Here is a 25767-nt window from a genome sequence, read left to right on the forward strand (position 1 = left end):
AGCGACGCTCAACCCAGCGCCTTCTCGACCTCCCGGGCCACCTCCGCGGCCCGTACCTCGGGCAACGGCTCACCGTCCCTGTCCGTGACGTAGAAGGCGTCCACCGCGTTCGCACCCAGCGTCGAGACATGCGCGCTGCGCACCCGGACCTCGCACTGCTCCAGCGCCCGGCCGATCCGGTGCAGCAGTCCCGGGGCGTCCTGGGCCCGTACCTCCATCACCGTCGCCAGCTGTGAGCCGGCCGCCGCGACCGTCACCCTCGGTGGTGGGGCCTTCACCCCGCGCCGCCTCGGGTAGGCGGCCTCGCGTTCGGCGAGGCGGGCACAGATGTCCAGGGAGCCGTCCAGGGCGCGTACCAGGTCGGCGCGGAGGCGGGTGGCCTGCGGCAGGGAGCCGTACTCGGCCGCGACCCGCCAGCTGAGCAGTAGCAGGTCGGCAACATCGCCCTCGCCGAGCTCGGCGGGGAGCTCCACGGCTCGCAGATCGGCCGCTCGCACGGTGAGGCGGTGCAGGGCGAGGACGCCCGCCGCTGCGGGCAGCACGCCGGGGCGGTCGGGCAGAGCGATGAGGAGTTCGACGCCGACGGGTTCCGGTTCGCCGTCCTCGTTCCGGGTCTCGGTCTGAGCGTGCAGGGCGAGGACGGGTTCGCCGGTGCGCAGGGCCTCGATGGCGAGGCGTTCCTGTTCGGCACTGGGTGCGGCGGCGTCCGGCTTCTCCGGAGCCTGGCCGGCGAGCACGGCGGCAACGCGTTCGACGAGGTCGGCGACGAGGGAGGCGCGCCAGGTGGACCAGGCGGCGGGCCCGGTTGCGAGTGCGTCGGCCTCGGTGAGGGCGTGCAGGAGCTCCAGGGTGGAGGTGGTGCCGACCGCAGTGGCGACGGAGCGGACGGCCGCCGGGTCGTCGAGGTCCCGGCGGGTAGCGGTCTCGACGAGCAGCAGATGGTGGCGTACGAGGGTGGCGATGACGCCCACGTCGTGCTGGTCGAAGCCGATCCTGGCGGCCATGTCGCGGGCGATGGCCTCCCCGGCGACGGAGTGGTCGCCGGGCCGGCCCTTGCCGATGTCGTGCAGGAGTGCGGCGACGAGGAGGAGGTCGGGGCGGCCGACGCGGCGGGTGAGAAAGGAGGCGCGGACGGCCGCTTCGACGAGGTGACGATCGACGGTCCAGGTGTGGACGGGATTGCGCTGGGGGCGGCAGCGGACGTGTTCCCAGTCGGGGAGCAGCCGGTTGGTCAGTCCTTCGGCTTCGAGTGCTTCCCAGACGGGGACGGTGGCCTCGCCCGCGCCGAGGAGGGTGACGAGTTCCTCACGGGCCTCGGCGGGCCATGGCACCGGCAGCGGGCGCGCGGCGGTGGCGAGGTGGCGCACGAGGTGGCGGGAGAGCGGGAGTTCGCACTGGGCGGCGGCTGCGGCGGCCCGCAGCACGAGCACGGGGTCGCGTTCGGGGCGGGCGGAGCGGGCGAGGACGACTTCGCCGTCGGCCTCGACGACGCCTTCGGCGAGCGGGGTGCGTTCGGTGACGGCGGTCTTGCCGCCACCGAGAATCGCGCGCAGCCGGGGGCGCGCCGAGCGGGCGCGCAGGACGCGGTCGACCTCGCGCCAGGTGACGTCGGTTGCGTACGAGACGGTGCGGGCGGCCTCGTACACCTGGCGGAGCAGGGCATCCGCGTCGGGGAGGCCGATGGCGGTGGCAACCTGGTCCTGTTCCTGGAGGGCGAGGCGGTCGGTGGCGCGGCCGGTGGTGAGGTGGAGGGCGTCGCGGGCGTCGAGAAGGACGCGGCGGGCTTCGGCGAGGCCTTCGCGGGGGGCGTCGGCGACCCAGGAGGCGGCGACGGCGCGCAGGGCGGTGGCATCGCGCAGTCCGCCGCGGGCCTCCTTGAGGTCGGGTTCGAGGAGGAACTGGAGCTCGCCCCGGCGTTCGGCGCGTTCGCGGCAGAGGTCGTCGAGGGCGGGCAGGCGTTTAGGAGCCTGGTTGCGCCAGTCGGCGAGGATCGCGGTGCGCAGTGCGGCGACGAGGCCGGGGTCTCCGGCGACGGGCCGGGCGTCGAGCAGTCCGAGTTGGACCTTGAGGTCCCCGCCGGCCGTCCTGCGGGCTTCGGCGGCGGTGCGTACGGAGTGGTCGAGGTCGAGGCCGAGGTCCCAGACGGGGTACCAGATGCGGTCGGCGAGGGAGGCGATGGCTCCGGTGTCGGCGTTGCCGTTGTGCAGGAGCAGAAGGTCGAGGTCGCTGCGCGGGGAGAGTTCGCCGCGGCCGTAGCCGCCGACGGCGACGAGTGCGGCGCCGTGGACGCCGGTCTGTTCGGCCGCGGCGGTGAACAGCGCGGTGAGCCAGTCGTCGGTGAGCGATGCGAGGGCCGCACGGCGCGGCGGCCCGCACTGCGCCTTGTCCTGGAGGAGGCGCAGCCGGGCCGCCGCGTAGCCGCTGGGTTCCGGGTCTTCGGATTCGGTGGTCACTTCGGTGCTCGTCACCCGGCTGCCTTTCGTTTCGTCAACCGTCGGTCAGAGTGCGTCCGGGCCGCGTTCGCCCGTTCGTACCCGGATCGCGGTCTCGACCGGCACGCTCCAGACCTTGCCGTCACCGATCTTGCCGGTTCGGGCGGCCTTCACGACAACGTCGATGAGCTGTTCGGAGTCCTCGTCCTCGACGAGGACCTCGATGCGGATCTTGGGGACGAGGTCGACGGTGTACTCGGCGCCCCGGTAGACCTCGGTGTGGCCGCGCTGACGCCCGTACCCGCTGGCTTCCGTGACCGTGAGGCCCTGGATGCCGAAGGCCTGGAGGGCCTCCTTGATCTCGTCGAGCCGGTGTGGCTTCACGACTGCGGTGATGAGCTTCATGCGTCCACCCTCTTCGTCTGCGGCGTTGCCGTCGCGCCCGGTGCCGTCGCGGAGGCCGTACGCGGGGCCGCGCCGCCGCCCGCTCCGCTGAAGTCGTACGCGGTCTCGGCGTGCTCGACCTGGTCGATGCCGGAGATCTCGTCGTCCTCGTCGACCCGCATCCCGATCGTCTTGTCCAGAAGGAAGGCGAGGATCGCGGAGACGACCAGAGAGTACGCGAGGACGGCGAAGACACCGACGGCCTGCTTGCCGAGCTGGTCGAGACCGCCGCCGTAGAAGAGGCCCCGCGCCTTGGACTGGACGCCGCCGGTGGCGAAGAGGCCGACGAGGAGGGAACCGGCGACACCTCCGACAAGGTGGACGCCGACGACGTCCAGGGAGTCGTCGTAGCCGAACCTGTACTTCAGGCCGACGGCCATGGCGCACAGGACACCGGCGATGGCGCCGACCGCGATGGCACCGAGCGGGCTGACCGCTCCGCCGGACGGTGTGATGGCGACGAGACCCGAGACAGCACCGGAGGCCGCACCGAGGGTGGTGAAGGAGCCGTGGCGGAGCTTCTCGTAACCGAGCCAGGCGAGCATCGCGGCAGCGGCGGCGACCTGCGTGTTGACGAACATCACCGCGCCGACGCCGTCGTCGTTGCCGAGCCACGAGCCGGCGTTGAAGCCGAACCAGCCGAACCACAGGAGACCGGCGCCGAGCATGACGAGCGGCAGGCTGTGCGGCCGCATCGGGTCCTTCTTGAAGCCGACGCGCTTGCCGATGACGAGGATCACGCCGAGCGCCGCGGCACCGGCGTTGATGTGGACGGCCGTACCACCGGCGAAGTCGATGACGCCGAACTCGAAGAGCCGGCCGCCCGCGCCCCAGACCCAGTGGGCGACGGGGAAGTAGACAACGGTGACCCAGAGCGTGATGAACAGGGCCCAGGAGGTGAATTTGACCCGGTCGGCGAGGGCGCCGCTGATCAGTGCGGGGGTGATGACGGCGAACATCAGCTGGAAGACGGCGAAGACGTAGACGGGGATCGTGCAGCCGTCCCAGAGCTGGGTGATGCCGATCCCGCTGAGACCGACGTAGTCCGAGCTCCAGCCGATGACGGAGCCGATGTCGGTGCCGAAGGCGAGGCTGAAACCGTAGAGCACCCACAGGATCGTGACGATCCCGAGGCTGATGAAGCTCATCATCAGCATGTTGAGGGTGCTCTTGACGCGGACCATGCCTCCGTAGAAGAAGGCCAGGCCCGGGGTCATCAGCATCACCAGGGCGGAGCAGATGAGCATGAACCCGGTGTTGGCGGCAGACAGCGTCGGGGCGTCTGCGGCCGGCGTCGTGATGCCTGGGGGCATCGGCGTCTCCTCGTCGTCGGTGCGGCCGCGTGCGGGCGAAAGGCGCGGGACCACGTGCGGGACCACTGGGAAAAGGTGCGGGCCGGTTATGCGCCTTGAGATTCGCCCAGCACGGTTTCCGCCGATGCCGCACGGTGTTTCGCGACAGTGACGAAGGGGTCCGGTGTGTTACGTCCCGATGAACCGCCCGTGGCGTATCCGGGGCCGGGCCTGCTCTGCGGCCGGGACCGCATACGGCGCGGCTACGACTCTCCCGTACGGGAACGGCAACGTGAACCGGCCACGCCGACCACCCACTGACCTGGCATTGGGGGAGCCGAAGTCGGTCTGTGCGGGGTGGTCGCCGTGGCCGGGGCCTGGGGTGCGGCTCAGACCGCTTCTGCGGTCTCGGGCAGCTGCTCGGTGAGGAGATCGGTGAGCCTGGCCACTTCGGGAATGTCACCGAAGTCCCTGGCAGCGCTGTCGACGGTCTTGCGGAGCCGGTTGTTGACACGCTCGGAGCGGATCTTCCTGGCGAAGCGCAGCGCCTTCTCGGCCAGCACCGTGGACTGCTCGGGCTCGCGCTGGAGCAGATGGACGGTGGCGAGGCCGATCAGGTTGAGTGCGTACGACCGCTGGTGCTCGTCGTCCTCGCCGAAGAGCTGGATGGCCTTCTCCATGAGGGGTTCGGCGAGCGTGGCGTACGTGGGGCTGCGGCCCGCGACGTAGGCGAGGTCGCGGTACGAGTGGGAGTTCTCGCCGTTGAGCTCGGCCTCCGAGAAGAAGCGGATCCAGTCGGGTTCGGGCTCGCCGTCGATCCCTACGTCGAGGAAGGTGTCCTCCGCCATCCGGACAGCTCGTTTGCACTTGCTGGGCTGGCCCATGTTGGCGTACGCGCGAGCCTCCATCGCGTACAGCATGGCCTGGGTGCGCGGAGTGGCGCAGTCCCTGCTGCCGTACTGCGCGAGATGGATCAGTTCGAGGGCGTCGTCGGGCCGTCCGAGGTGGATCATCTGGCGGCTCATGCTGGACAGAACATACGAACCGAGCGGTTTGTCACCGGCCTCTTTCGAGGCGTGGAGCGCGAGGACGAAGTACTTCTGGGCGGTGGGCTGGAGGCCGACGTCGTAGCTCATCCAGCCCGCCAGCTCCGCCAGTTCGGCCGCACAGCGGAAGAGCCGCTTGGCCGTGGCCGCCGGCTGCGGTTCCTGCAGCAGGTCGGTGACCTCGTGGAGTTGCCCGACGACGGCTTTGCGGCGCAGTCCGCCGCCGCACTGCGCGTCCCACTGGCGGAACATCACGGTGGTGGACTCCAGCAGGTCGAGCTCGGGGCCGGAGAGCCGGGAGGGCCGACGGGCCGCGGCGGGCGACTCCGGCTGTGCAGGTCCGGTGGCGGCGACGGGCACCAGCCAGCGCTGCATGGGTTCGATCAAGGCGGGTCCTGCGGCGAGCGCGAGCGAGGAGCCGAGGAATCCGCGGCGGGCGAGCATGAGATCGCTGCGGGAGAACTCGCTGAGCAGGGCGACGGTCTGCGGGCCCGCCCAGGGCAGGTCCACACCGGACACGGATGGTGACTGGTGCGCGGAGCGCAGTCCGAGGTCCTCGATGGCGACGACGGAGCCGAAGCGCTCCGAGAAGAGCTCGGAGAGGATGCGCGGGATCGGCTCACGCGGCTGTTCACCGTCCAGCCAGCGCCGCACCCGGGAGGTGTCGGTGCTGATGTGGTGGGCGCCCATCTGGCGCGCCCGGCGGTTCACCTGCCGCGCCAGCTCGCCCTTCGACCAGCCGCTGCGCGCGAACCATGAGCCCAATTGCCCGTTGGGGCGCTTACCGGCATTTGTATCGCCTGCGCCGCTGCCACTCACTGGAACGCCCCCATCCTGCTGAATTCTGTCGCGCGAACCGCCGTCACATTGCCCTGATCCGGTGCCTCCCACACGGAGGTTGCACACGCTCGAACAGTGGAAATCGGATTGCCTCTGGCATACCCATGGGCGCACATACTTCCATGGTTCGCGTACCGACGGTAATCCTACGATCACCCTCTCCGCGAGGGCGATTACAGAAACGCCACCATTCGCCACCCCTTCGAATGAACGCCACCGTCGTCGAGCGCGATTCACTTGACACACGGCGATCAGCAGTGGACGCAGTGATGCACGGCGGGGCGCGTGGACCATGTCGCACGACCCCGAGCGCACCGGCGCGTCGCGGATCGACAGCGGCGACGGGGCGTAACGATTGCAGTCCGCGTCGTAACCACCGGCGAGTCGGACACGTTGGAGGGGGCATGGGCTTCACGATCGGCGGCATCCGCGAGATGCGCACCGGCTCACGGCGCCGCGGCCGTGCGGCCGAGTGCACAGCAGTGGCCGAGTACACAGGGCTGTGGGGCTGGGCCGTCGCGCCGGGAGCGCGGGCAGCGGCCGGCCGCTGTTCGTGCGGGGAGGCGAAGTGCCCCTCCCCCGGCGCCCATCCGCTGGACTTCGCCCCCGAGGTACCCGCCGGTGCCACGCTCGACGCGGCGGCGGACGCCTGGGCCCAGGCGCCGGGCGCCTCGATGCTGCTTCCGGTGGGCCGCACCTTCGACATCCTCGACGTCGCCGAAGCGGCTGGGCGCCGGGCCCTGGTCCGCATGGAGCGGATGGGGCTGCCGCTCGGCCCGGTCGCGGTGACACCGGCCGGGCGGGCGCAGTTCTTCGTGGCCCCGGGGGCCGCCGCCGAGCTTCCGCAACTGCTGTACCGGATGGGCTGGGACGACGCGGGCCTGGATCTGCGGGCGCTGGGGCCCGGCTGCCACGTCACCGCCCCGCCGTCCGACGAGGGCGGCCTGGGCCCGGTCCGGTGGCTGCGCCCGCCGATGCTGGACACGGCGGCCGCGCCGCCACAGGCGCGGCTGCTGCTGGGCACGCTGGCGTACAGCTGCCATCGCGCACCCCTCTGCGGCTGAGCCGCCACCGCTTTCACGCAAAGAGCCCGACCGCAGTTGCATCATGCGGCCGGGCTCTTTGCGCGCGGGGCTCAGTCTCCGATCAGGGCGTCCACGAACGCCTCCGGCTCGAACGGAGCCAGGTCGTCCGGTCCCTCGCCGAGACCGACCAGCTTCACCGGTACGCCCAGTTCGCGCTGGACGGCGATGACGATGCCTCCCTTGGCGGTGCCGTCCAGCTTGGTGAGCACGATGCCGCTGATGTCGACGACCTCGGCGAACACCCTGGCCTGCACGAGACCGTTCTGTCCGGTCGTGGCGTCGAGGACGAGCAGAATCTCGTCGAGCGGTCCGTGCTTCTCGACGACGCGCTTGACCTTGCCGAGCTCGTCCATGAGCCCGGTTTTGGTGTGCAGCCGTCCCGCGGTGTCGATGAGGACGACATCGGCGCCCTCGGCAATACCTTCCTTCACCGCGTCGAAGGCGATCGACGCCGGGTCGCCGCCCTCGGGTCCGCGCACGGTGCGGGCGCCGACGCGCTCCCCCCAGGTCTGCAGCTGGTCGGCGGCGGCGGCCCGGAAGGTGTCGGCCGCACCGAGCACGACGCTGCGGCCGTCGGCGACGAGCACCCGGGCCAGCTTGCCGGTCGTGGTGGTCTTGCCGGTTCCGTTGACGCCGACGACCATCACGACACCGGGGGTGTCGACACCGCTCTCCGTCTTGACCACGCGGTCGAAGTCGGTGCCGAGCAGGGTGAGGAGTTCCTCGCGCAGCAGCGAGCGCAGCCCTTCGGGGGTACGGGTGCCGAGAACGCGGACGCGTTCACGGAGCCGCTCCACCAGTTCCTGGGTAGGCGCGACGCCGACATCGGCGGTGAGGAGGGTGTCCTCGATCTCCTCCCAGGTGTCCTCGTCGAGGTTGTCGCGGGACAGGAGCGTGAGCAGCCCCTTACCGAGGGAGTTCTGCGAGCGGGCGAGCCGGGCGCGCAGCCGCACCAGACGGCCCGCGGTGGGCTCGGGCACCTCGATGGCGGGGGCGGCGGGCGCCTCCGGCTCGACGGCCTCGGGGGCCTCCTTGGCGGGAGCCTCGGCCGAAGGGGGACCGACCTCCTCGATGGTGCGGCGCGGTTCCTCGCGCGGCGTCTCGGCTTCCTCGCCGACATGGGGCTCGGCGGGAGGAGTGATGGTCGGCGTGCTCGACGGCGCCGGGGGCAGCTGCTTCTTCTTGCGGCTGCTGACCACGAGCCCGCTGATCACGCCGACCGCGACCAGGGCGATGACTACAGCAAGGATGACGAATTCCATAACCCACCCAGTATCGGTCACGTCCGCCCGCGGGGGACGCCCCGAAGGATCACTCCCGTATCCCGATGGGCGTTATGCACCTTTTGGCGGTAAAGGTACGAACCTGCCCATGGAGACCCACGATCTCGAACCCGTTCCCGACAGCGAGCGCACCGGCCGGGTTCGGAACCTCTTCCCCACCTGGGCCTGCGCGAATCCGACCGCGCCGCCGCTCACCATGGGCGCGGGTCTCACCATCTTCAACGGGCCGAACTTCTGGCAGGCGCCGGCCGCCCTGGTCGCGGCACCGCACCGATGGCACCGACGGCCTCCGTGATGGCGGTCGCCACGCCGGGCCCGGCCGTCACCCAGGATCCGGCCTCGCCCATCGGCCCCCTGCTGCCGAGCTGGTTCTCGGTGCCGTATCCGCTGATCGCCGTGGTCGGCCTGGTGCCGATCAATGCAATGCCGATGCATTCGGCCGGTTTCACCACGCAGACGCCGGGATTCACAATCCCCCGCGCGCGGGCGGTCGGGGCGAATGCCGCCATCAGTCTGTTTCTGGGCTCATTGCCGATGACGACGGCTGCAGGCTTCCTGGATTCCTTCGTCTCTTTTCCGATGCTGCTCCCGGTGACGTTCTCGGCGTGGATCGGAGTCTTCGGTCTGGATCAACTGCGGCCACTGCCGCCGCCTCCGCCGCGCTTTACGCGACCCTGCGGCGTCCCGCCGAACGGGGCCGGTCCGGAAGCGTCGCACCCCTACTTTTCTGACGCCACGTCAGCTAATGTCCCGCCTCGCCGAGTCCGTCCGACGAAGGGGACGAGTGTCATGGCCTTCACAGTGGTCCGGTTCAATCTCGCCGATCCCGATGCCACCCCCGAGTCGCTCTCGGCCCGGTACCGCGCCGCGCTGGAGATGGCCGCGTACGCCGACGAGCACGGCATCGACACCGTGCAGACCGAGGAGCACCACGGCGCCGCCAACGCCTGGCTGCCCTCCCCCTTCGTCTTCGCGGGCTCGGTCTTCGGCGCCACCCGCCGGATCGCGGTCACCGTCTCGGCGATCATCGGCCCGCTGCACGATCCGTTGCGGCTGGCCGAGGACATCGCGGTCCTGGACCTGCTGAGCGCGGGCCGGCTGGTCACGGTGGCGGGGATCGGCTACCGGCCCGAGGAGTACGAACGGGCGGGCGTGGAATGGGGCAGACGCGGCCGGCTCCAGGACGAGCTTCTGGAAACGTTGTTGCAGGCGTGGACCGGGGAGCCGTTCCCGTACCGGGGCCGTACGGTCCGGGTCACGCCACGCCCGTACACCCAGCCGCATCCGCCGCTGCTGGTGGGCGGCAGCTCGCGGGCGGCGGCGCGGCGGGCGGCGCGGTTCGGGCTGCCGTTCTTCCCGAGCGCGCATCTGCCGGAGCTGGAGGCGTACTACCACCAGCAGCGGGCGGAATTCGGGACGGACGGCTTCTGCATGATGCCGTCCGCCGGGACGCCGCTGCTGCATGTATCCGAGGACCCGGACCGGACCTGGGCGCAGTACGGCGAGCACTTCCTGCACGAGGCTCGTACGTACGCCTCCTGGCAGTCCAAGGACATCCGCTCGGCCGTGCGTTCGGCGGCGACGACGGTGACGGAGCTGCGGGACGAGGGGGTCTACCGGATCATCACGCCGGACGAGTGCGCGGGGCCGGCCGGGGAAGCGGGCAGCCTGGTGCTGCATCCGCTGTGCGGGGGGATGCCGGTCGAGGAGGGGTGGCGCAGTCTGCGGCTGTTCTGCGAGGCGGTAGCGCGCTGACCCGGCCCGCAAGGAACTGCCCCGGCGCGCGGGTGCGGGCCGGGGCATTCCGTGGTCGAGGAGAGGGGCAGCGGGGATTAGCCCATCTCCTCCAACGCCTTGCCCTTGGTCTCCTTCACGAACTTGAGCACGAAGGGGATCGAGAGCGTGGCGAAGCATGCGTAGATGATGTACGTGCCCGACAGGTTCCAGTCGGCGAGGCTCGGGAAGCTCGCGGTGATCGCCCAGTTGGCGATCCACTGTGCGGACGCGGCGACGCCGAGCGCGGCGGCGCGGATCTTGTTCGGGAACATCTCGCCGAGGAAGACCCAGACAACGACACCCCACGACAGGGCGAAGAAGAGCACGAACACATGGGCCGCGGCGAGCGCCACGATGCCCTGGGTGTGGGGCAGCTTGCCGTCGACCAGGGGGGCCGAGAAGGCCCAGGCCTCGAAGGCGAGTGCGATGGCCATACCGGTGGAGCCGACCAGCGCGAGCGGCTTGCGCCCCACTCGGTCCACCAGCACCATCGCGATCACGGTGCCGATGATGTTGATGATCGACGTGGTGAACGAGTAGAGGAACGAGGCCGACGGGTCGATGCCGACGGACTGCCAGAGCGTCGCCGAGTAGTAGAACGCCACGTTGATACCGACGAGTTGCTGGAAGACCGAGAGACCGATGCCGACCCAGACGATCGGCAGGAAGCCGAAGCGGCTGCCGAGCAGGTCCTTGAACTTGGATTTGTGCTCACGGTGCATGGCCGTCTCGATCTCGGCCACCCGGACGTCGAGGTCGACGTTCTTGCCCTCGACCTCCTCGAGGATCCGCCGGGCCCGGTCCTTCTTGCCGACCGAGATCAGGAACCGCGGCGACTCCGGAATCGCGAGCGACAGGAGCCCGTACAGGACGGCGGGGACGACCATCACGCCGAGCATCCACTGCCAGGCCTCGAGGCCGCCGATCTTGCCGCGCTGATCTCCGCCGGCGAGCTGCAGAATGCCGTAGTTGACCAGCTGGGAGATGGCGATGCCGATGACGATCGCCGCCTGCTGGAAGGAGCCGAGCCGGCCGCGGTAGGCGGGCGGCGAGACCTCGGCGATGTACGCCGGGCCGATCACCGAGGCCATACCGATGGCGAAGCCGCCGATGATGCGCCACATCGCCAGGTCCCAGAGCGCGAACGGGAGCGCGGAACCGACGGCGCTGATGGTGAAGAGCACGGAGGCGATCTGCATGCAGCGGATACGACCGATGCGGTCGGCGATGCGCCCCGCCGTGGCCGCACCGATCGCACAGCCGATCAGGGCGATGGCGATGACCTGGGCGAGCGTTCCCGAGCCGATGTCGTACCGGCTGCGGATCGCCTCGACGGCGCCATTGATGACGGAGCTGTCGTAGCCGAACAGGAAGCCACCCATCGCAGCGGCTGCCGTGATGAAGATGACATGGCCGAGGTGTTCCGGATGGGCCTCTCGGGCTCCGGACGCCGGTCCCTGCGCTGCGCTGGTCACATGTACTCCTGATGCCTGGCCGCGTCGTCAGGTGTGGGGGGCGAGCTCTTGTGGGGGAGCGAGCTCTTCCAAGTGGCGCATAACTTCTCGATTGTCACCACTTGAACGTAAAGACGACGCTGCAGAGACTATGCGTTCAAGTTTCGAAGTCAAGATGGCATATCTGACACATATCTACCCAGCAGCGCCCAAAAGGGGCATTGAAGTGTTGAAGATTGAGTAAAGGGACTCAGCGCAGCCGCTGGCTGATGACCTTGGAAACGCCGTCGCCCTGCATCGAGACGCCGTACAGCGCGTCGGCGACCTCCATCGTCCGCTTCTGGTGCGTGATCACGATCAGCTGAGAGCTCTCCTGGAGCTCCTCCATGATCCGGATCAGCCGCTGCAGATTGGTGTCGTCGAGCGCCGCCTCGACCTCGTCCATCACATAGAACGGACTCGGCCTGGCCTTGAAGATCGAGACCAGCAACGCCACCGCCGTGAGTGAGCGTTCCCCGCCGGACAGCAGCGAGAGCCGCTTGACCTTCTTGCCGGGCGGCCGGGCCTCGACGTCCACACCGGTCGCGAGCATGTTGTCCGGGTCGGTCAGGATGAGCCGCCCCTCGCCGCCCGGGAAGAGCCGTGAGAAGACACCCTCGAACTCACGGGCCGTGTCCCGGTACGCCTCGGTGAACACCTGCTCGACCCGCTCGTCGACTTCCTTGATCACCTGTATCAGATCGGCCCGGGTCTTCTTCAGGTCTTCGAGCTGCTCGGAGAGGAACTTGTGCCGCTCCTCCAGCGCGGAGAACTCCTCCAGGGCAAGCGGATTCACCTTTCCGAGTTGCTGATACGCCCGTTCGGCCGACTTCAGCCGCTTCTCCTGCTCGGCCCTGACGAACGGCTTCGGCAGGTTGCGCGGGTGCTCCGGGTCCTGAGGCAGCTCCTCGCCCTCGGCGGCCGGTGACGGCGGTACGAGCTGGTCGGGGCCGTACTCGGCGGCCAGCCCGGCCGGCTCGACGCCCAGCTCCTCCAGCGCCTTCGCCTCCAGCTGCTCCATCCGTAGCCGCTTCTCGGCACCGAGCACCTCGCCGCGGTGGACGGAGTCGGTGAGCTTGTCCAGCTCGTTCTTGAGCTCGCGGCCCCGGGTGCGCTCGGCCGCCAGCTCCCGCTCCCGCTCCGCCTTGGCCGCCTCGGCCGCGACCCGCTCCTGCTCGGCCCGTACGACGGACACCTCGACATGGGCCAGCAGCTGACGGGCGCCGGACGCGACGGCGGAGGCCACCGCCTCCTCGTGCCGCAGTCTGGCGCGGCGCTGCTCGGCGCGGGCACGTGCCTCGCGTTCGGCGCGGGCGCCACGGTCGAGGGAGTCCGCGCGGCCCGCGAGTCCCTTGACCCGCTCCTCATGGGTACGCACCTGGAGGCGGGCCTCCATCTCGGCCTGGCGGGCCTTGGCACCGTCGGCGGCGAGCCGGTCGCGTACGGAGGTGTCCGGCTCCTCCTCGACCGGCATCTCCTCGGCGACCAGCAGCCGCTCGGCCAGTTCCTCGGCCTCCCCCGTCGCCCGCTCCAGCGCCTCCTGGGCACGGGCGGCGGACGCGGTCATCCGCTCGGCCTCGCCCGCGGCGCCACGGGCCTGCCCGGCGAGCCGCCCGAGCTGCTGGGCCACCCCGGACTTCTCCCGCTCGGCGGCCCGGCGCCGCTCCCCCAACTCCTCGACCAGCCCGGCGCTCGCGCTGCGCCGCTCCCCCGCGAGCCGCTGCGCCTCGGTCAACTCCGCGCACTGCACGGCCAGTTCCTCCAACTGGGCGGCGGCCTCGTCGACCGATGCCTGCACTTCGAGGAGGGTCGGTGCCCCGGCGGAACCGCCGTGCGCGAAGTGGGCCGACAGGACGTCCCCCTCGGCGGTCACGGCCGTCAGCTCCGGGTGTACCGCGACGAGATCCTCGGCATCCTCCAGGGTGCCGACGACCACCATGTCCCGCACCAGCCTCCGTACGGAGCCCACCAGTTCGACGGGCCCCCGGACGAGGTCGGCCACTGCGGGCGGACCTCCGGCGGGCGCTCCGGCCACATCGACCCCACCGGTATCAGAGTCACCACCAGCACCACCGTGATCAGGCACCCCACCCCACACCCCGCCCAGCAGCAGCGCCGCCCGCCCCGCGTCCTGCTTGCGCAGCAGCCGGATCGCTTCCGCTGCCGTGGCCTGGTCCGTCACCGCGACCGCGTCCGCCGCCGCGCCCAGTGCCGCCGCCACCGCCACCTCGTGTCCCGGCGCCACCGTCAGGAGTTCCGCGGCCGGGCCGAGCAGGCCCGACAGGCGGTCTCGCGCGCCGAGCAGCGCGCCGGTGCCGTCCTTGCGGCGCAGGCCGAGGGCAAGTGCCTCGTGGCGGGCCGCGACCGCCGCCCGCTTCCGTTCGGCAGCGGTGGCGGCCTCCCGGGCCGCGGAGAGTGCCGCCTCCGCCTCCGCGAGTTCCCGCTTGGCGGCGTCGTGCCGCTCACCCAACTCCACGTCGCCCGCGTCCAGGCCCTCGACCTCGGCCTTGAGCTGTTCGTACTCCTCCTGGGCGGCGACCGCCCGCTCCTGCGCCTCGTCGCGGGAAACGGCCAGCCGGTCGATCTCGGCCTGGGCCGAACCGGCCCGGCTGCGGGCCGCGTTGACCTGTCCGTTCAGCCGGGCGAGTCCCTCGCGGCGGTCCGCGATGGCCCGGGCGGCGTCCTTGAGCCTGCGCTCCTCGGCCGCCAACTCCCGTTCCAGATCGGCGCGATGGGCGGAGGTGTCCTCCAACGCGTGTTCAGCCGCCTCCAGTGCGGCCTCCAGCTCCGCCTCCTGCTCTCGGATGCGGGCGGCCTCCCGCTCCATGCTTTCGGGGTCCCTGAATCCCGTGCCGCGCCGCTCCTCCTCGGGCGCGGCACCGGCGCTCTTCACCCGGGCATCGGCCAGCGAGATCGTGCCGCGCACCCGTTCGGCCAGCTGCGACAGCTCGTACCAGGTCTGCTGGGCCCGCTGGAGCCGCGGCGCCAGCCGCCGTACCTCGTCCTCCAGCTCCGCCTCTCGCGCCAGGGCCGCCCTGCGCTCCGCCTCCGTGGCCTCCCTGCGCTGCTTGAGCGCCGCTTCGTCGGCGATCTCGCTGCGCAGCGCGGTGTGCAGCCGCACCAGGTCGTCGGCGAGCAACCGCAGTCTGGCGTCGCGCAGGTCGGCCTGGATGACGGCGGCCCGGCGCGCCACGGCCGCCTGCCGGCCCAGAGGCTTCAGTTGCCGTCGCAGCTCGTCGGTCAGGTCCTGGACACGGGCCAGATTGGCCCCCATCGCGTCGAGTTTCCGCAGCGCCTTCTCTTTACGCTTGCGGTGCTTGAGCACACCCGCAGCTTCCTCGATGAATGCGCGCCGCCCCATCGGATCGGCATGGAGTACGGAGTCCAGCCGGCCCTGGCCGACGATGACATGCATCTCGCGGCCGATACCGGAGTCCGAGAGGAGTTCCTGGATGTCCAGGAGCCGGCAGGTGTCGCCATTGATCTGGTATTCGCTGCCGCCATTGCGGAACATGATCCGAGTGATCGTCACTTCGGCGTACTCGATGGGCAGTGCGCCGTCGGAATTGTCGATGGTCAGCGATACTTCCGCCCGCCCGAGCGGCGGCCGCCCGGTGGTACCGGCGAAGATCACGTCTTCCATCTTGCCGCCGCGCAGGGATTTGGCACCCTGCTCCCCCATGACCCAGGAGAGCGCATCCACCACATTGGACTTGCCCGACCCATTGGGACCGACGACGCACGTGATGCCGGGTTCGAACCGCAGCGTCGTGGCGGAGGCGAACGATTTGAAACCACGCAGGGTCAGGGCCTTGAGGTGCACGCCGCCGGACTCTACCTTTCGCTCTCGGTTTCGCTGATGAAGGTGCAGGGCACATCAGACGGTAAGGCAAGGGGCATAAGCCCGCGGCGGGTCACACACAGGTCCGAGCGGAAAAGAAAGAAGGGACGCCGAAGCGCCCCTTGTAAATCGTGTGCCTTGTGCGGTGTTGCGTGTGTGGTGTTGCTGGTGCAGCGCATGACGGATCAAGGACATGTCACGGTGGTGACAGATCAAGAGCAGTGATCTGCAATGATCCGGCGACGATCCGGGAGATGATCTCGGACGGCTGACGCGGACAGCCCGACCGGCCCTGGGGGCCATCGGTCAGGTCAGCGCGGGTTCCGCCTGAGGAACGTCGATGTCGATGCTGTCGAGCAGCGACTCTTGGTGCTGGGCGGCGGCATTGAGTGCGTCGTTCTCGTCCTGAATCCGTACAAGCTCGGATTCGAGGTCCTGGACGCGCTGCTGGAGCCGTCGCATCTCGGCGAGGAGTCGCGGGTCGGAACCGCCGACGTAACCGAGAAGCGCCTTTGCCATGATGGATGGTCCTCCACACTGAGTGACCGACCGATGCGGTGTGGGTCGTGAGGGAATCGCACCCGCGGTGCTCGGCAGTGCTCTGTATTCACTGCTGTTCTGCTGCCAAACAGCTCTGCCAAACAGCTAAGGTGCGCGGGGATTTCAGCGTCTCACCAAAAAGTTTGACGGTCAACACGATCACGCCCTGTAGAGGCGGGGGCCCGGGGGCGCGCGGCTCGACGATCATGCGGCGCGACTCTCCTGCGGGACCCTCGGGGGGCGTGGAGATCATCCTTACTGCCGCAGCCTGGCACGCCAACCGAATCTTGGCAACCACCTGGTCATTCCGCAGGTCATTTCATGTGTACGCAGATGAGCGCCCACCCCGTCACCCCGCGCCGCCCGTCGAACACGGTCCGAACACAGCCCCCTCGATGGAGCCGGACCGAGCCCGGATCAACGGATCGCGAAGCCTTCGTATCCGCCGCGCGGGGTGTCCCAGATCTCAGTAACTCCGTCAACGCGCCCGGGTGTGTCGGCCGAGCGCAGCCATTCCAGCAGGCGGTGGCAATTCTCACGTTGGCCCTCGGCGACGACCTGCACCCTGCCGTCGTCGAGATTGAGGGCGAATCCGGTGAGGCCACCGATCTCCAGAGCGTTTGCCCTGGTGAACCAGCGAAACCCTACTTGCTGTACTCGGCCGCGCACCCAGGCGGTGAGTCGTACATCTTCGTTCATGCCCGAACGCTAACCGGCCAATTGCTCTCGGAACACTTCCTGCCGATAGGGCATGGGCTACAGTCCCGTCGCAAATGCTTCACCCCATCGGGTGAAGCAGGTTGACGTCGAGAGCGACGTCCAGACCATCGGAAGGGCTCAGTGGATGGGACGCCATCGACGCTCCGCCGCAGCTCCTGCCGCTGAGTACCCGGCGGCGGGGGACACGGGTCGGCACCGGAGCGCGCGCCGCGGGAGGCGGTCCGGGACACCTGTTCGTACGGGACTGATCGGCGCGTCCGCGGCCCTTGCCGTGGGAGCCGTGGCGGTCGCCTCGGGTCTGCTGCCCGGCGGCGACACCCACACGGTCGGCGGTGGCACGGCTGCCGACCAGGTGCGTACCAAAGGGGCCCCGGATCTGCTGACCCGGGGCGGCTCCACCACCGCCCCTGCCGGCCGCGGCGTCGGGCGTGCCGACGGCCCGACGAAGGCGGAGTCCCCCACCGGATCCCCGTCGTCCGCCTCCCCGTCGTCCGGATCCCCGTCGAAGAAGTCCGAACCGGCCGGACAAGCGAAGCCGTCCGAGTCCGCGACGGCGTCCGAGTCCGCTGCGGCGGAAGCCGGGAGGAGCACCGGCCCGGCCGCGGTCGAGAAGTCGTCGGCCGCACCGACGGCCGCGGCCTCCACTCCGGCCGCCCGCAAGTCCGCCGAGCCGACGCCGGCCGCCGTCGGCTCCGCGCAGGCCGCTGTGCTCGCCCTGGTCAACCAGGAGCGCGCGAAGGTCGGCTGCAGCCCGGTGACGGCCAGGGCCTCGCTGGCCTCGCTGGCCCAGGACTTCAGCGACGACATGGCTGCCCGCGGCTTCTTCGACCACACCGACCCCGATGGCCATTCCCCCTGGGACCGTGCCTCGAAGGCCGGCGTGCAGGGGCTCGGCGGCGAAAACATCGCCCGCGGCCAGGCCGACGCACAGGCTGTGATGGACTCCTGGATGAGCAGCGACGGCCACCGGGCAAACATTCTCAACTGCGACTACAAGACGCTCGGCGTCGGCGTGCACTTCGGTGCGGGCGGCCCCTGGTGGACCCAGGACTTCGGCTTCTGAGCACTACGCACGCCCACTCGGAGAAAGCGCACCCCAGCGGTGAGCGCTGTGCGGGCGTACGCTGGTCGTCATGGACGAGACCACCCGTCTGGACGCGCTCGCTTTCGACGTGTTCTCCAGGCAGTGCCCCTCACGCGGCACCCTGGAGCATGTCACCGGGCGCTGGGGCAGCCTGACGCTGGGAGCGCTGTACGAGGGCAGCTTCCGCTTCAACGAGCTCCGTCGCCGGGTCGACGGGGTGAGCGAGAAGATGCTCTCGCAGACGCTCCACGCCCTGGAGCGGGACGGTCTGGTCCACCGCGAGGCCCAGCCGACCAATCCGCCACGCGTCGACTACGAGCTGACGCCCCTGGGCCGACAGGTCGCCGAGCGGCTGCTCGGACTGATCGAGCTCGTCGAGGGCCGGATGCCCGAGGTGCTCCAGGCCCGTGACCGTTACGACGAGGCCCACCCGGGCCCGGAAGTCCGGGACGGGGAAGCCGCGCGCGGCGATCGCTGGCAGCGCGGGCAGAAATAGCTGGAGCGGTTCATCCACGGGCGACGGCGCATCGGCGTACCGCAGCGGTGGCAGGGCTCGCCCTCTCGTCCGTACGCGTCGAGCGAGCGGTCGAAGTAGCCGGACTCGCCGTTCACATTGACGTAGAGGCTGTCGAAGCTGGTGCCGCCCTGGTCGAGCGCCGCGTTCATCACGTCGCGGACATGGCCCAGCAGCTCGGCCGACTTGGGGCGGGTGAGGGTCGCGGTCGGCCGGTCGTAGTGCAGCTTGGTGCGCCAGAGCGCCTCGTCCGCGTAGATGTTGCCGACTCCGCTGATCAGCGACTGGTCGAGCAGGGCGCGCTTGACCGTCGTACGGCGCAGTCGCAGGGCCGTGTGGAAGGCCACGTCGTCGAAGGCCGGGTCCAAGGGATCGCGGGCGATGTGCGCGATGGTGTCGGGCAGCCCGTCCGTGCTGTCGGCGGCGCATTCGTGGAGAGAGAGCCCGCCGAAGGTCCGCTGGTCGACGAAGCGCAGCTCGGTGCCGAGCGAGTCGTCGAAGCGGATGCGGACGCGCAGATGCTTCTCGTCGGGGGTGTCCTGCGGCTGTACGAGCAGCTGGCCGCTCATGCCGAGGTGGCCCAGCAGCGAGCTGGACGCATCGTTCAGCGGCACCCAGAGGTACTTGCCGCGGCGCATGGCCGTTCCGAGGCGGGCACCGCCGAGTCGGGCCGCGAAGTCCACACCGCCCGCAAGATGGCGGCGGACCGCACGCGGGTGCAGCACCTCGACGTCACCGACCGTGCGGCCGGTGACCCAGCGCTCAAGACCGCGTCGTACGACTTCGACCTCGGGCAGCTCGGGCACGGTGTCGCTCCTGAAGAAGTGGACTGGAGAGATGAAAAGAATATCCGGGCAGGAAAAACCCCTCGGTGCACAGGGCACCGAGGGGTTCTCGGGTCAGGCCGGAGCGACGTCCGTGGACGGCGACGGGTCGGCAGGGGTGTCGGCGGCCCCTCCGGCGGCAGCGGCCTTCGCCGCAGCCTCCCGCGCTTCCGCGGCGGCGCTGATCTCGCGCCAGGCGGACTCCGCCGCCTGCTGCTCCGCTTCCTTCTTGCTACGGCCGGTGCCGGTGCCGTACGAGACACCACCGACGCGAGCAGCAGCAGTAAAGGTCTTCTCGTGGTCCGGGCCGCTCTCTGTGACGAGGTACTCGGGGACACCGAGGCCCTCGCTCGCAGTGAGTTCCTGGAGGCTGGTCTTCCAGTCCAGGCCGGCGCCGAGGTTCGAGGACCTGTCGATCAGCGGGTCGAAGAGCCGGTGGACCAGCTCCGAGGCCGCGCTGAGACCCTGGTCGAGGTAGACCGCGCCGATCACCGCTTCAAGGGTGTCGGCGAGGATGGACGCCTTGTCCCTGCCGCCCGTGCCCTCTTCACCGCGGCCGAGCCGGATGAAGGAGCCGAGTTCGAGGCCACGGCCCACTTCCGCAAGTGCACGCGAGTTGACCACCGCGGCCCGCAATTTGGCCAGCTGGCCTTCGGGCAGGTCGGGGTGGGTGCGGTACAGCGTGTCCGTGACCACCAGGCCGAGCACCGAATCCCCGAGGAATTCGAGCCGCTCGTTGGTGGGCAGACCGCCGTTCTCGTATGCGTACGAACGATGGGTCAGCGCACGCACCAGAAGGGCGGACTCGAGGTGATACCCGAGCCGCCCTTCCAGAAGCGTGTGGGACGAGGCTGTGTTGACGTTGTCTGCCTGCTTCTTGGCGTTGGACAACTCAGACATCGGGCCTCTCACCAGCCGCTCAGACCTCGAGGACCTGGCGCTTGTTGTACGTGCCGCAGCTGGGGCACGCGATGTGCTGCAGCTTCGGCTCCTGGCAACGCTCACACGAAACCAGGGTGGGGACCGCAGCCTTCCACTGCGACCGGCGGTGGCGCGTGTTGCTGCGCGACATCTTCCGCTTCGGAACAGCCACGGCTACTTCTCCTGCTTCTCGTCGACGCCCGCTTCGGCGCCGCCCATGTTGTCCTTCTCGCCGTCCTGAACGGTGTCGGCGAGTCCTTGCAATGCCGCCCAACGGATGTCCACGGCATCGTGGTGGTGACCGGGGTTCTCGTCCAGCCTGATTCCGCATTCGGAACACAGACCGGCACAGGACTCCCGGCACACCGGCTGCATCGGCAGTGCGAGCACCACCGCATCGCGCAGCACTGGTTCGAGGTCGAACAGGCCGTCCTCGATGAAGAGCCTGTCCTCGTCGTCCTCGGCGTCGTCGGCCGGTTCCGCCTTGCTGCTGCGGCCCCGGTCATCGGCGTCAGGGTGCGAGAACATCTCCTGAAAGTCCGCCGCAACCTCTTGGTGCAGCGGCTCCAGACACCTTACGCACTCCCCCTCGGCCGACGCACGGGCGGTGCCTGTGACAAGCACCCCCTCCATGACCGATTCGAGACGGAGGTCCAGCTCCACGGGTGTGCCTTCCGGCACACCGATGACCCCGTCGATGCCGAGGGCAGGTGAACCGGGTGCGTCCACCGTGCGGGTCAGCCGCTGGAGGGCACCGGGACGCCGACCCAGCTCGTGCGTGTCGAACACGAGGGGGTTTCGGTGGTCGAGGTGGCCGTTCAGGGCTTTTCCTGCTTTCGAAATCATGTGCATCGTGCATCGTGGGGAGGGCCGACCGGATTCGGATTCGAAACGGGCAGCCGGGATCGCAGACATACGCGCGACCGAAGAGCCAGGATACTGGACGCGCCGCCCAGCTCCCAATCCGGTCCACCCGGCCCCTGGACCGCCCGGTCAGCGCTCCTGTTCGTACCGGCGGAGCTGGTCCAGGTCGATCATGCTGGTGTCGAACAGACTGGTCTCGTCGAGGGCGCTCTCGCCCTGCGGCTGGAGCGCCTGCTGGGGCTGCATGGGCTGCTGCTGCCAGCCGTCGTACCCCTGGACCGGGACCTGGGCCTGGCTCTGGTCGTAGCCCTGCTGCTGATAGGCGGCGTACGGGTCCGGCTGCTGCTGGTACCCGTAGACGTCCTGCTGCGGCTGCTCCTGGTACGCGTACGTCTCCGCGTAGCTCGGCTGGGCCTGGGCGGGGAAGTGCGGCTGAACCTGCTGGTGCACCGGCTGCGGCTCCGGGGTGGCGATCTCGGCGAGGCCGGCCCAGTGGTCCTCGTCGCTCATGTGCCCCTGGTTGCCGACCGCGTCCTGGGCGGCCACGTGCGCGCCGAGTTCATCGGTGGCCACCCGGCCGTGCAGCTTCTGCCGGCCGCGGCCGACCGCCTCCAAGGTCTTGGCGAGCACGGCCTCGAAAGCGCCGAGCTTCGTGTCGACGTACTCGTCCGCACGGCGCTGGAGCGTGGCCGGGTCGGTGCTGCGCTCGGGGGCCTCGGCGAAGTCCGGGTCCTCGTATCCCTGCTCGTCGAAGGCCTGACCGCGGCCGAGGAGCTTCTCGCGGCCCCGGTCGACGGAGCCGATGGTCTTGGTGAGGACGACCTCGAAGTTGGCGAGCTTGCTGTCCACGTACTCGTCGGCCTCGGCACGGACCTCCTCGGCCTCCCGGCGGGCCTCGCCGAGGATGCGGTCGGCCTCGCTGCGGGACTGCCTGGCGACCTCGGTCTCGGAGATCAGCGAGGTGCGTTCGGCCTGTGCGGTCTCGATGATCCGCTCAGCCTCCTGACGGGCCTGCTCGGCCATCTGCTCCCGGCCGCCGATGAGCTCCTGGGCATGGGCGAGCGAGCCGGGCAGGGCCTCGCGCACCTCTTCGAGCAGCGCAAGCAGTTCGGCGCGGTTGACCACGCACGAAGCCGACATGGGCATGGACCGGGCGCTCCCGACCGTGTCGACGATCTCGTCGAGCTTCTTCTGCACGTCCACCGTGTGCTCGCCACTCTCTACAGCCGATTTGGAGACGGACGGGACGACTGTACGGCCAGTCGGCGCCCGCCCGACACCTGGTGACGGCCCGTCGGCTGTTCAGTGCTGAGCGAGGCGCTCGGTGAGGGCTTCGTGTACCACCGGGGGCAGCAGATGGGAGACGTCGCCGCCCCAGGTCGCGACCTCCTTGACCAGGGAGGACGACAGGAAGCTATAGGTGGGATTGGTCGGCACGAAGAGCGTTTCGACGCCGGAGAGGCCGTTGTTCATCTGGGCCATCTGCAGTTCGTAGTCGAAGTCGCTGACGGCCCGCAGGCCCTTCACGATCGCCGGGATGTCGCGCTGCTTGCAGAAGTCGACCAGGAGGCCGTGAAAGGACTCGACCTCGACGTTGCCGAAGTCCGCGGTGACCTGACGGATCAGGTCGATCCGCTCGTCGACCGTGAACAGGCCCTTCTTGGACTGGTTGATCATCACCGCGACATGTACGACGTCGTACAGCTTCGAGGCGCGGCCAATGATGTCGAGGTGTCCATTGGTGATGGGGTCGAACGACCCCGGACAGACGGCGCGGCGCAACTTGATTCCCTCGCTCTCCGGTCCGGTCATCGTGCGTCTTCGCACGTAGAGGCGGCGCGACCGTACCAAAGCGTTCCCTCGCCGTAGCGACGGGCCCGCAGTGGCTCGAATCCCTTGGGCCAGTTGAATTCTCCGCCTCTGGTGCTGCGTTCCACGGTGACGAGCGCGTCGGCTGTGAGCCACCCCTGGGCACGGAGTGTGAGCAGTATCTCCCCAAGATCGTCGTCGGTCACGGCGTACGGCGGGTCCAGGAACACCACGTCGTACGGCTCCGCGGGCGCCGGTCCCGTCACGATCTGTTCGGCTTTACCGGTACGGACTTCGGCGCCGGGCAGGCTGAGTGTGCGGACGTTGTCCCGGACGGTGCGGACGGCCTTGGGGTCGGCCTCGACGAGCAGGGCGTGGACCGCGCCGCGGGACAGCGCCTCCAGGCCGACGGCGCCGGAGCCCGCGTACAGATCCGCGATACGGGTGCCGTGGAGGCTGCCCAGGAGGGCTTCCCAGGTGGAGAAGAGGCCCTCGCGTGCACGGTCGGACGTGGGGCGGGTGCCTGTGCCGGGCGGGACGGCCAGGCGGCGTCCGCCGGCCGAGCCGGCGATCACGCGAGTCATGGGTGTCTGGTCCTCGGTTCGTGGGCGGCCCACAGGGTGCTGCGGCGCCGTGCCACCACGATATGGCGTCGTGGCGAATCGGGCCCGTGTACCCATCGTCCCTTGTCCCCCCTCGTCATCCCTTGTCCAGGTACTGTTCGCGCTCCTTGTCGAGCAGCGCGTCCAGCGCGATCCGCAGCTCGGGCAGGTGTTCCAGCTCCGGGTCGGCGGCGACGATCGCGACGGCCTCCTCGCGGGCGGCTGCGATGACCTCCTCGTCGTCGATGACGGTGAGCATCCGCAGCGAGGAGCGGACCCCGGACTGGGCCTGGCCGAGGACATCGCCCTCGCGGCGCTGCTCGAGGTCGATCCGGGACAGCTCGAAGCCGTCGAGGGTGGCGGCGACGGCGGAGAGCCGGGCGCGCGCGGGGCTCGCCTCGTGGGCCTCGCTGACCAGCAGACAGAGGCCGGCGGCGGAGCCGCGGCCAACCCGGCCGCGCAGCTGGTGGAGCTGGGAGACCCCGAACCGGTCGGCGTCCATGATCACCATGGCGGTGGCATTGGGGACGTTGACCCCGACCTCGATGACGGTGGTGGCGACGAGGACGTCGACCTGTCCCGCGGCGAAGCGGCGCATCACGTCGTCCTTGTCGTCGGGGTTCATCCTGCCGTGCAGCACTTCGATGCGCAGACCGGCGAGCGGGCCCTTGGCGAGCTGTTCGGCGATGTCCAGGACGGCGAGCGGCGGGCGCTTCTCGCCGTCGTCCTCGGCCGCCTTCTTCTTCCCCTTCCCGCTCCCCGCCTCGTCCTCGGCGTCGTCGCCGATGCGGGGGCAGACCACATAGGCCTGGTGCCCGTTCTCCACTTCCTCCCGGACCCGTTCCCAGGCGCGGCTGAGGAAGTGCGGCTTGTCCTTTGCGGGTACTACATGGCTGGCGATCGGTGAGCGGCCGGCCGGCAGCTGGTCCAGTACGGATGTCTCCAGGTCGCCGAAGACCGTCATGGCGACCGTACGGGGAATGGGGGTCGCGGTCATGACCAGCAGATGCGGCGGCTGCTTCCCCTTGGAACGCAGAGCGTCGCGCTGTTCCACCCCGAAGCGGTGCTGTTCGTCGACGACGACCAGGCCCAGGTCGTGGAACTGCACCTTGTCCTCGATCAGCGCATGGGTGCCGATCACAATCCCGGCCTCGCCCGTGACGAGGTCGAGCAGCGCCTGGCGGCGGGCCGCGACGCCCATCGAACCGGTGAGCAGCACCACCTTCGTGCCCTGCTCGGAGCCGCCCAGCATGCCGCCCTCGGCCAGCTCCCCCATCATTTCCGTGATCGAGCGGTGGTGCTGCTGGGCGAGCACCTCGGTGGGCGCGAGCATGGCGGCCTGCCCGCCCGCGTCGACGACGCCGAGCATCGCGCGCAGCGCGACCATCGTCTTCCCGGAACCGACCTCGCCCTGGAGGAGCCGGTGCATCGGATGCTCGGTCGCCAGGTCGTCGAAGATCTCCTTGGAGACCTTCTGCTGTCCTTCGGTGAGAGTGAAGGGCAGCTTGGCGTCGAAGGCGTCGAGCAGCCCGCCGGGCCCGGGTCTGCGGGCCACCGCCGGGAGCTGGGTGTCGGAGTATCTGCGGCGGGCCAGCGCGACCTGGAGGACGAAGGCCTCGTCCCACTTCAACCGGTCCCTGGCGTCTGCGATGTCCGCCTTGGTCTGCGGACGGTGGACCTTCAGCAGCGCCTCCGGGAGCGGGGTGAACCCACGGCCCTCGCGCAGCCTGAGCGGCAGCGGGTCGACGGCCTCCTGCGCGCTGGGCAGTACGGTGTCGACGGCCTTGGCGATCCGCCACGAGTCCAGCTGCTTGCAGGCCGGGTAGATCGGCAGCAGCCGCCCGGCGAAGGCGTCCACCGCTTCCGTGGCCTCGTCGGTGTCCTGGGCGTCCAGCAGCTGGTACGTGGGATGGGCCAGCTGCATCTTCCGGTTGAAGACGGAGACCTTGCCCGCGAACATCGCCCGCCGGCCGGGCAGCAGCTCCTTGTGCGGCTTGTGGACGCCATGGCCGAAGAAGACCAGCTGGAGGCGGCCGTTGCCGTCGGTGAGGGTCACTTCGAGGCGCTTGCCGCGGCCGTTGTTGAACATCATGATGCGGGCGTCGGCGACCTGGGCGACCACCGTCACATGCTCGTCCAGCGGGAGGTCGGTCAGCGCGGTGAGCCGGCCGCGCTCCTCGTAGCGCCGCGGGTAGTGGTGCAGCAGATCGCCGACCGTGTGCAGGTCGAGGTGGTCGGCCATCACCTTCGCGGTGGCTCCGCCGAGCAGCTTCTTGAGGGGTTCATCGAACGCAGACACGCGATCCATTGCACACCACACCACTGACAGATGTCCGGCGGGCACCACGCGGAACGCC

General features: G+C 69.8%; 23 protein-coding genes. 5 read left to right on the forward strand and 18 right to left on the reverse strand.

Translation table 11 applies throughout. The features are described 5' to 3' along the window. Positions 1 to 8: 8 nt before the first annotated feature. The 4 genes from ABTZ94_RS02255 to nsdA all read right to left on the reverse strand — a co-directional run bounded on the left by ABTZ94_RS02255 (position 9) and on the right by nsdA (position 6033). Positions 9 to 2468 (reverse strand): [protein-PII] uridylyltransferase, encoded by a 2460-nt coding sequence (locus tag ABTZ94_RS02255; protein ID WP_351196613.1) that lies wholly within the window; start codon positions 2466 to 2468, stop codon positions 9 to 11. Positions 2469 to 2498: 30 nt separating this feature from the next. Next, on the reverse strand, positions 2499 to 2837 hold the full coding sequence (locus tag ABTZ94_RS02260; protein WP_351196615.1) for a P-II family nitrogen regulator: 339 nt from the start codon (positions 2835 to 2837) through the stop codon (positions 2499 to 2501). Beyond that, positions 2834 to 4189 carry an ammonium transporter gene (locus tag ABTZ94_RS02265; protein ID WP_351196617.1) on the reverse strand — a complete coding sequence of 452 codons (1356 nt, stop codon included), beginning with the start codon at positions 4187 to 4189 and terminating at the stop codon, positions 2834 to 2836. Before ABTZ94_RS02265 ends, ABTZ94_RS02260 begins: the two co-directional genes overlap by 4 nt. 368 nt (positions 4190 to 4557) lie before the next feature. After that, positions 4558 to 6033 carry a transcriptional repressor NsdA gene (nsdA, locus tag ABTZ94_RS02270; RefSeq protein ID WP_351196619.1) on the reverse strand — a complete coding sequence of 492 codons (1476 nt, stop codon included), beginning with the start codon at positions 6031 to 6033 and terminating at the stop codon, positions 4558 to 4560. A gap of 425 nt (positions 6034 to 6458) precedes the next feature. Here nsdA and ABTZ94_RS02275 point away from each other — a divergent pair, with 425 nt between their 5' ends. After that, positions 6459 to 7118, forward strand: coding sequence for a bifunctional DNA primase/polymerase (locus ABTZ94_RS02275; protein WP_351196621.1), 660 nt, complete (start codon positions 6459 to 6461; stop codon positions 7116 to 7118). 71 nt (positions 7119 to 7189) lie between these two features. Here the strand turns inward: ABTZ94_RS02275 and ftsY are convergent, their stop codons facing one another. After that, positions 7190 to 8401 (reverse strand): signal recognition particle-docking protein FtsY, encoded by a 1212-nt coding sequence (gene ftsY / locus ABTZ94_RS02280; RefSeq protein WP_351196623.1) that lies wholly within the window; start codon positions 8399 to 8401, stop codon positions 7190 to 7192. Between the two features lie 109 nt (positions 8402 to 8510). Between ftsY and ABTZ94_RS02285 the strand changes: the two genes are divergently transcribed. Continuing rightward, the gene (locus ABTZ94_RS02285) at positions 8511 to 8717 is read left to right on the forward strand and encodes a cytosine permease (protein WP_351196625.1); all 207 of its coding nucleotides are present in this window, start codon (positions 8511 to 8513) and stop codon (positions 8715 to 8717) included. Positions 8718 to 9211: 494 nt separating this feature from the next. Next, on the forward strand, positions 9212 to 10177 hold the full coding sequence (locus ABTZ94_RS02290; RefSeq protein WP_351196627.1) for an LLM class flavin-dependent oxidoreductase: 966 nt from the start codon (positions 9212 to 9214) through the stop codon (positions 10175 to 10177). 77 nt (positions 10178 to 10254) lie between these two features. Here the strand turns inward: ABTZ94_RS02290 and ABTZ94_RS02295 are convergent, their stop codons facing one another. From ABTZ94_RS02295 to ABTZ94_RS02315, 5 genes are all read right to left on the reverse strand, one after another. Beyond that, positions 10255 to 11673, reverse strand: a complete 1419-nt coding sequence (locus ABTZ94_RS02295) for a sugar porter family MFS transporter (protein ID WP_351196629.1) — start codon at positions 11671 to 11673, stop codon at positions 10255 to 10257. A 229-nt stretch (positions 11674 to 11902) separates the two neighbouring features. Next, entirely contained in the window at positions 11903 to 15514 is a 3612-nt protein-coding gene (smc, locus tag ABTZ94_RS02300) for a chromosome segregation protein SMC (RefSeq protein WP_351196631.1), read from the reverse strand. Between the two features lie 324 nt (positions 15515 to 15838). After that, entirely contained in the window at positions 15839 to 16051 is a 213-nt protein-coding gene (locus ABTZ94_RS02305) for a hypothetical protein (protein ID WP_018551753.1), read from the reverse strand. A gap of 88 nt (positions 16052 to 16139) precedes the next feature. Further along, a complete protein-coding gene (locus ABTZ94_RS02310; RefSeq protein WP_351196633.1) occupies positions 16140 to 16280 on the reverse strand; it encodes a hypothetical protein in 141 nt (46 codons plus the stop codon). A 209-nt stretch (positions 16281 to 16489) separates the two neighbouring features. Then, positions 16490 to 16771 (reverse strand): acylphosphatase, encoded by a 282-nt coding sequence (locus tag ABTZ94_RS02315; protein ID WP_351196635.1) that lies wholly within the window; start codon positions 16769 to 16771, stop codon positions 16490 to 16492. A 145-nt stretch (positions 16772 to 16916) separates the two neighbouring features. Between ABTZ94_RS02315 and ABTZ94_RS02320 the strand changes: the two genes are divergently transcribed. Both ABTZ94_RS02320 and ABTZ94_RS02325 read left to right on the forward strand, forming a co-directional pair. After that, the gene (locus ABTZ94_RS02320) at positions 16917 to 17855 is read left to right on the forward strand and encodes a CAP domain-containing protein (RefSeq protein WP_351196716.1); all 939 of its coding nucleotides are present in this window, start codon (positions 16917 to 16919) and stop codon (positions 17853 to 17855) included. A 70-nt stretch (positions 17856 to 17925) separates the two neighbouring features. Further along, positions 17926 to 18372 carry a winged helix-turn-helix transcriptional regulator gene (locus tag ABTZ94_RS02325; protein ID WP_351196637.1) on the forward strand — a complete coding sequence of 149 codons (447 nt, stop codon included), beginning with the start codon at positions 17926 to 17928 and terminating at the stop codon, positions 18370 to 18372. Here the strand turns inward: ABTZ94_RS02325 and mutM are convergent. The 8 genes from mutM to recG form a co-directional block, all read right to left on the reverse strand. Then, complete coding sequence (mutM, locus tag ABTZ94_RS02330) at positions 18291 to 19196, reverse strand: bifunctional DNA-formamidopyrimidine glycosylase/DNA-(apurinic or apyrimidinic site) lyase (RefSeq protein ID WP_351196639.1); 906 nt, start codon at positions 19194 to 19196, stop codon at positions 18291 to 18293. The two genes, ABTZ94_RS02325 and mutM, sit on opposite strands and share 82 nt — an antisense overlap. A 93-nt stretch (positions 19197 to 19289) precedes the next feature. Next, positions 19290 to 20114, reverse strand: coding sequence for a ribonuclease III (gene rnc, locus ABTZ94_RS02335; protein WP_351196641.1), 825 nt, complete (start codon positions 20112 to 20114; stop codon positions 19290 to 19292). Positions 20115 to 20133: 19 nt separating this feature from the next. Beyond that, the gene (gene rpmF / locus ABTZ94_RS02340) at positions 20134 to 20307 is read right to left on the reverse strand and encodes a 50S ribosomal protein L32 (RefSeq protein WP_003965982.1); all 174 of its coding nucleotides are present in this window, start codon (positions 20305 to 20307) and stop codon (positions 20134 to 20136) included. Positions 20308 to 20309: 2 nt separating this feature from the next. Continuing rightward, positions 20310 to 20981: a YceD family protein gene (locus ABTZ94_RS02345; RefSeq protein WP_351196643.1), complete on the reverse strand. Its 672-nt coding sequence runs from the start codon at positions 20979 to 20981 to the stop codon at positions 20310 to 20312. A 147-nt stretch (positions 20982 to 21128) separates the two neighbouring features. Continuing rightward, positions 21129 to 22202 (reverse strand): F0F1 ATP synthase subunit B, encoded by a 1074-nt coding sequence (locus tag ABTZ94_RS02350; RefSeq protein WP_351196645.1) that lies wholly within the window; start codon positions 22200 to 22202, stop codon positions 21129 to 21131. A 99-nt stretch (positions 22203 to 22301) separates the two neighbouring features. Continuing rightward, positions 22302 to 22781 (reverse strand): pantetheine-phosphate adenylyltransferase, encoded by a 480-nt coding sequence (coaD, locus tag ABTZ94_RS02355; RefSeq protein ID WP_327278009.1) that lies wholly within the window; start codon positions 22779 to 22781, stop codon positions 22302 to 22304. 26 nt (positions 22782 to 22807) lie between these two features. Continuing rightward, positions 22808 to 23392, reverse strand: coding sequence for a 16S rRNA (guanine(966)-N(2))-methyltransferase RsmD (rsmD, locus tag ABTZ94_RS02360; protein WP_351196647.1), 585 nt, complete (start codon positions 23390 to 23392; stop codon positions 22808 to 22810). A 115-nt stretch (positions 23393 to 23507) separates the two neighbouring features. Continuing rightward, complete coding sequence (gene recG, locus ABTZ94_RS02365) at positions 23508 to 25718, reverse strand: ATP-dependent DNA helicase RecG (RefSeq protein WP_351196649.1); 2211 nt, start codon at positions 25716 to 25718, stop codon at positions 23508 to 23510. Between the last annotated feature and the right edge of the window lie 49 nt (positions 25719 to 25767).

The organism is Streptomyces sp. NPDC002785 (assembly GCF_040295565.1).
GTDB lineage: Bacteria > Actinomycetota > Actinomycetes > Streptomycetales > Streptomycetaceae > Streptomyces.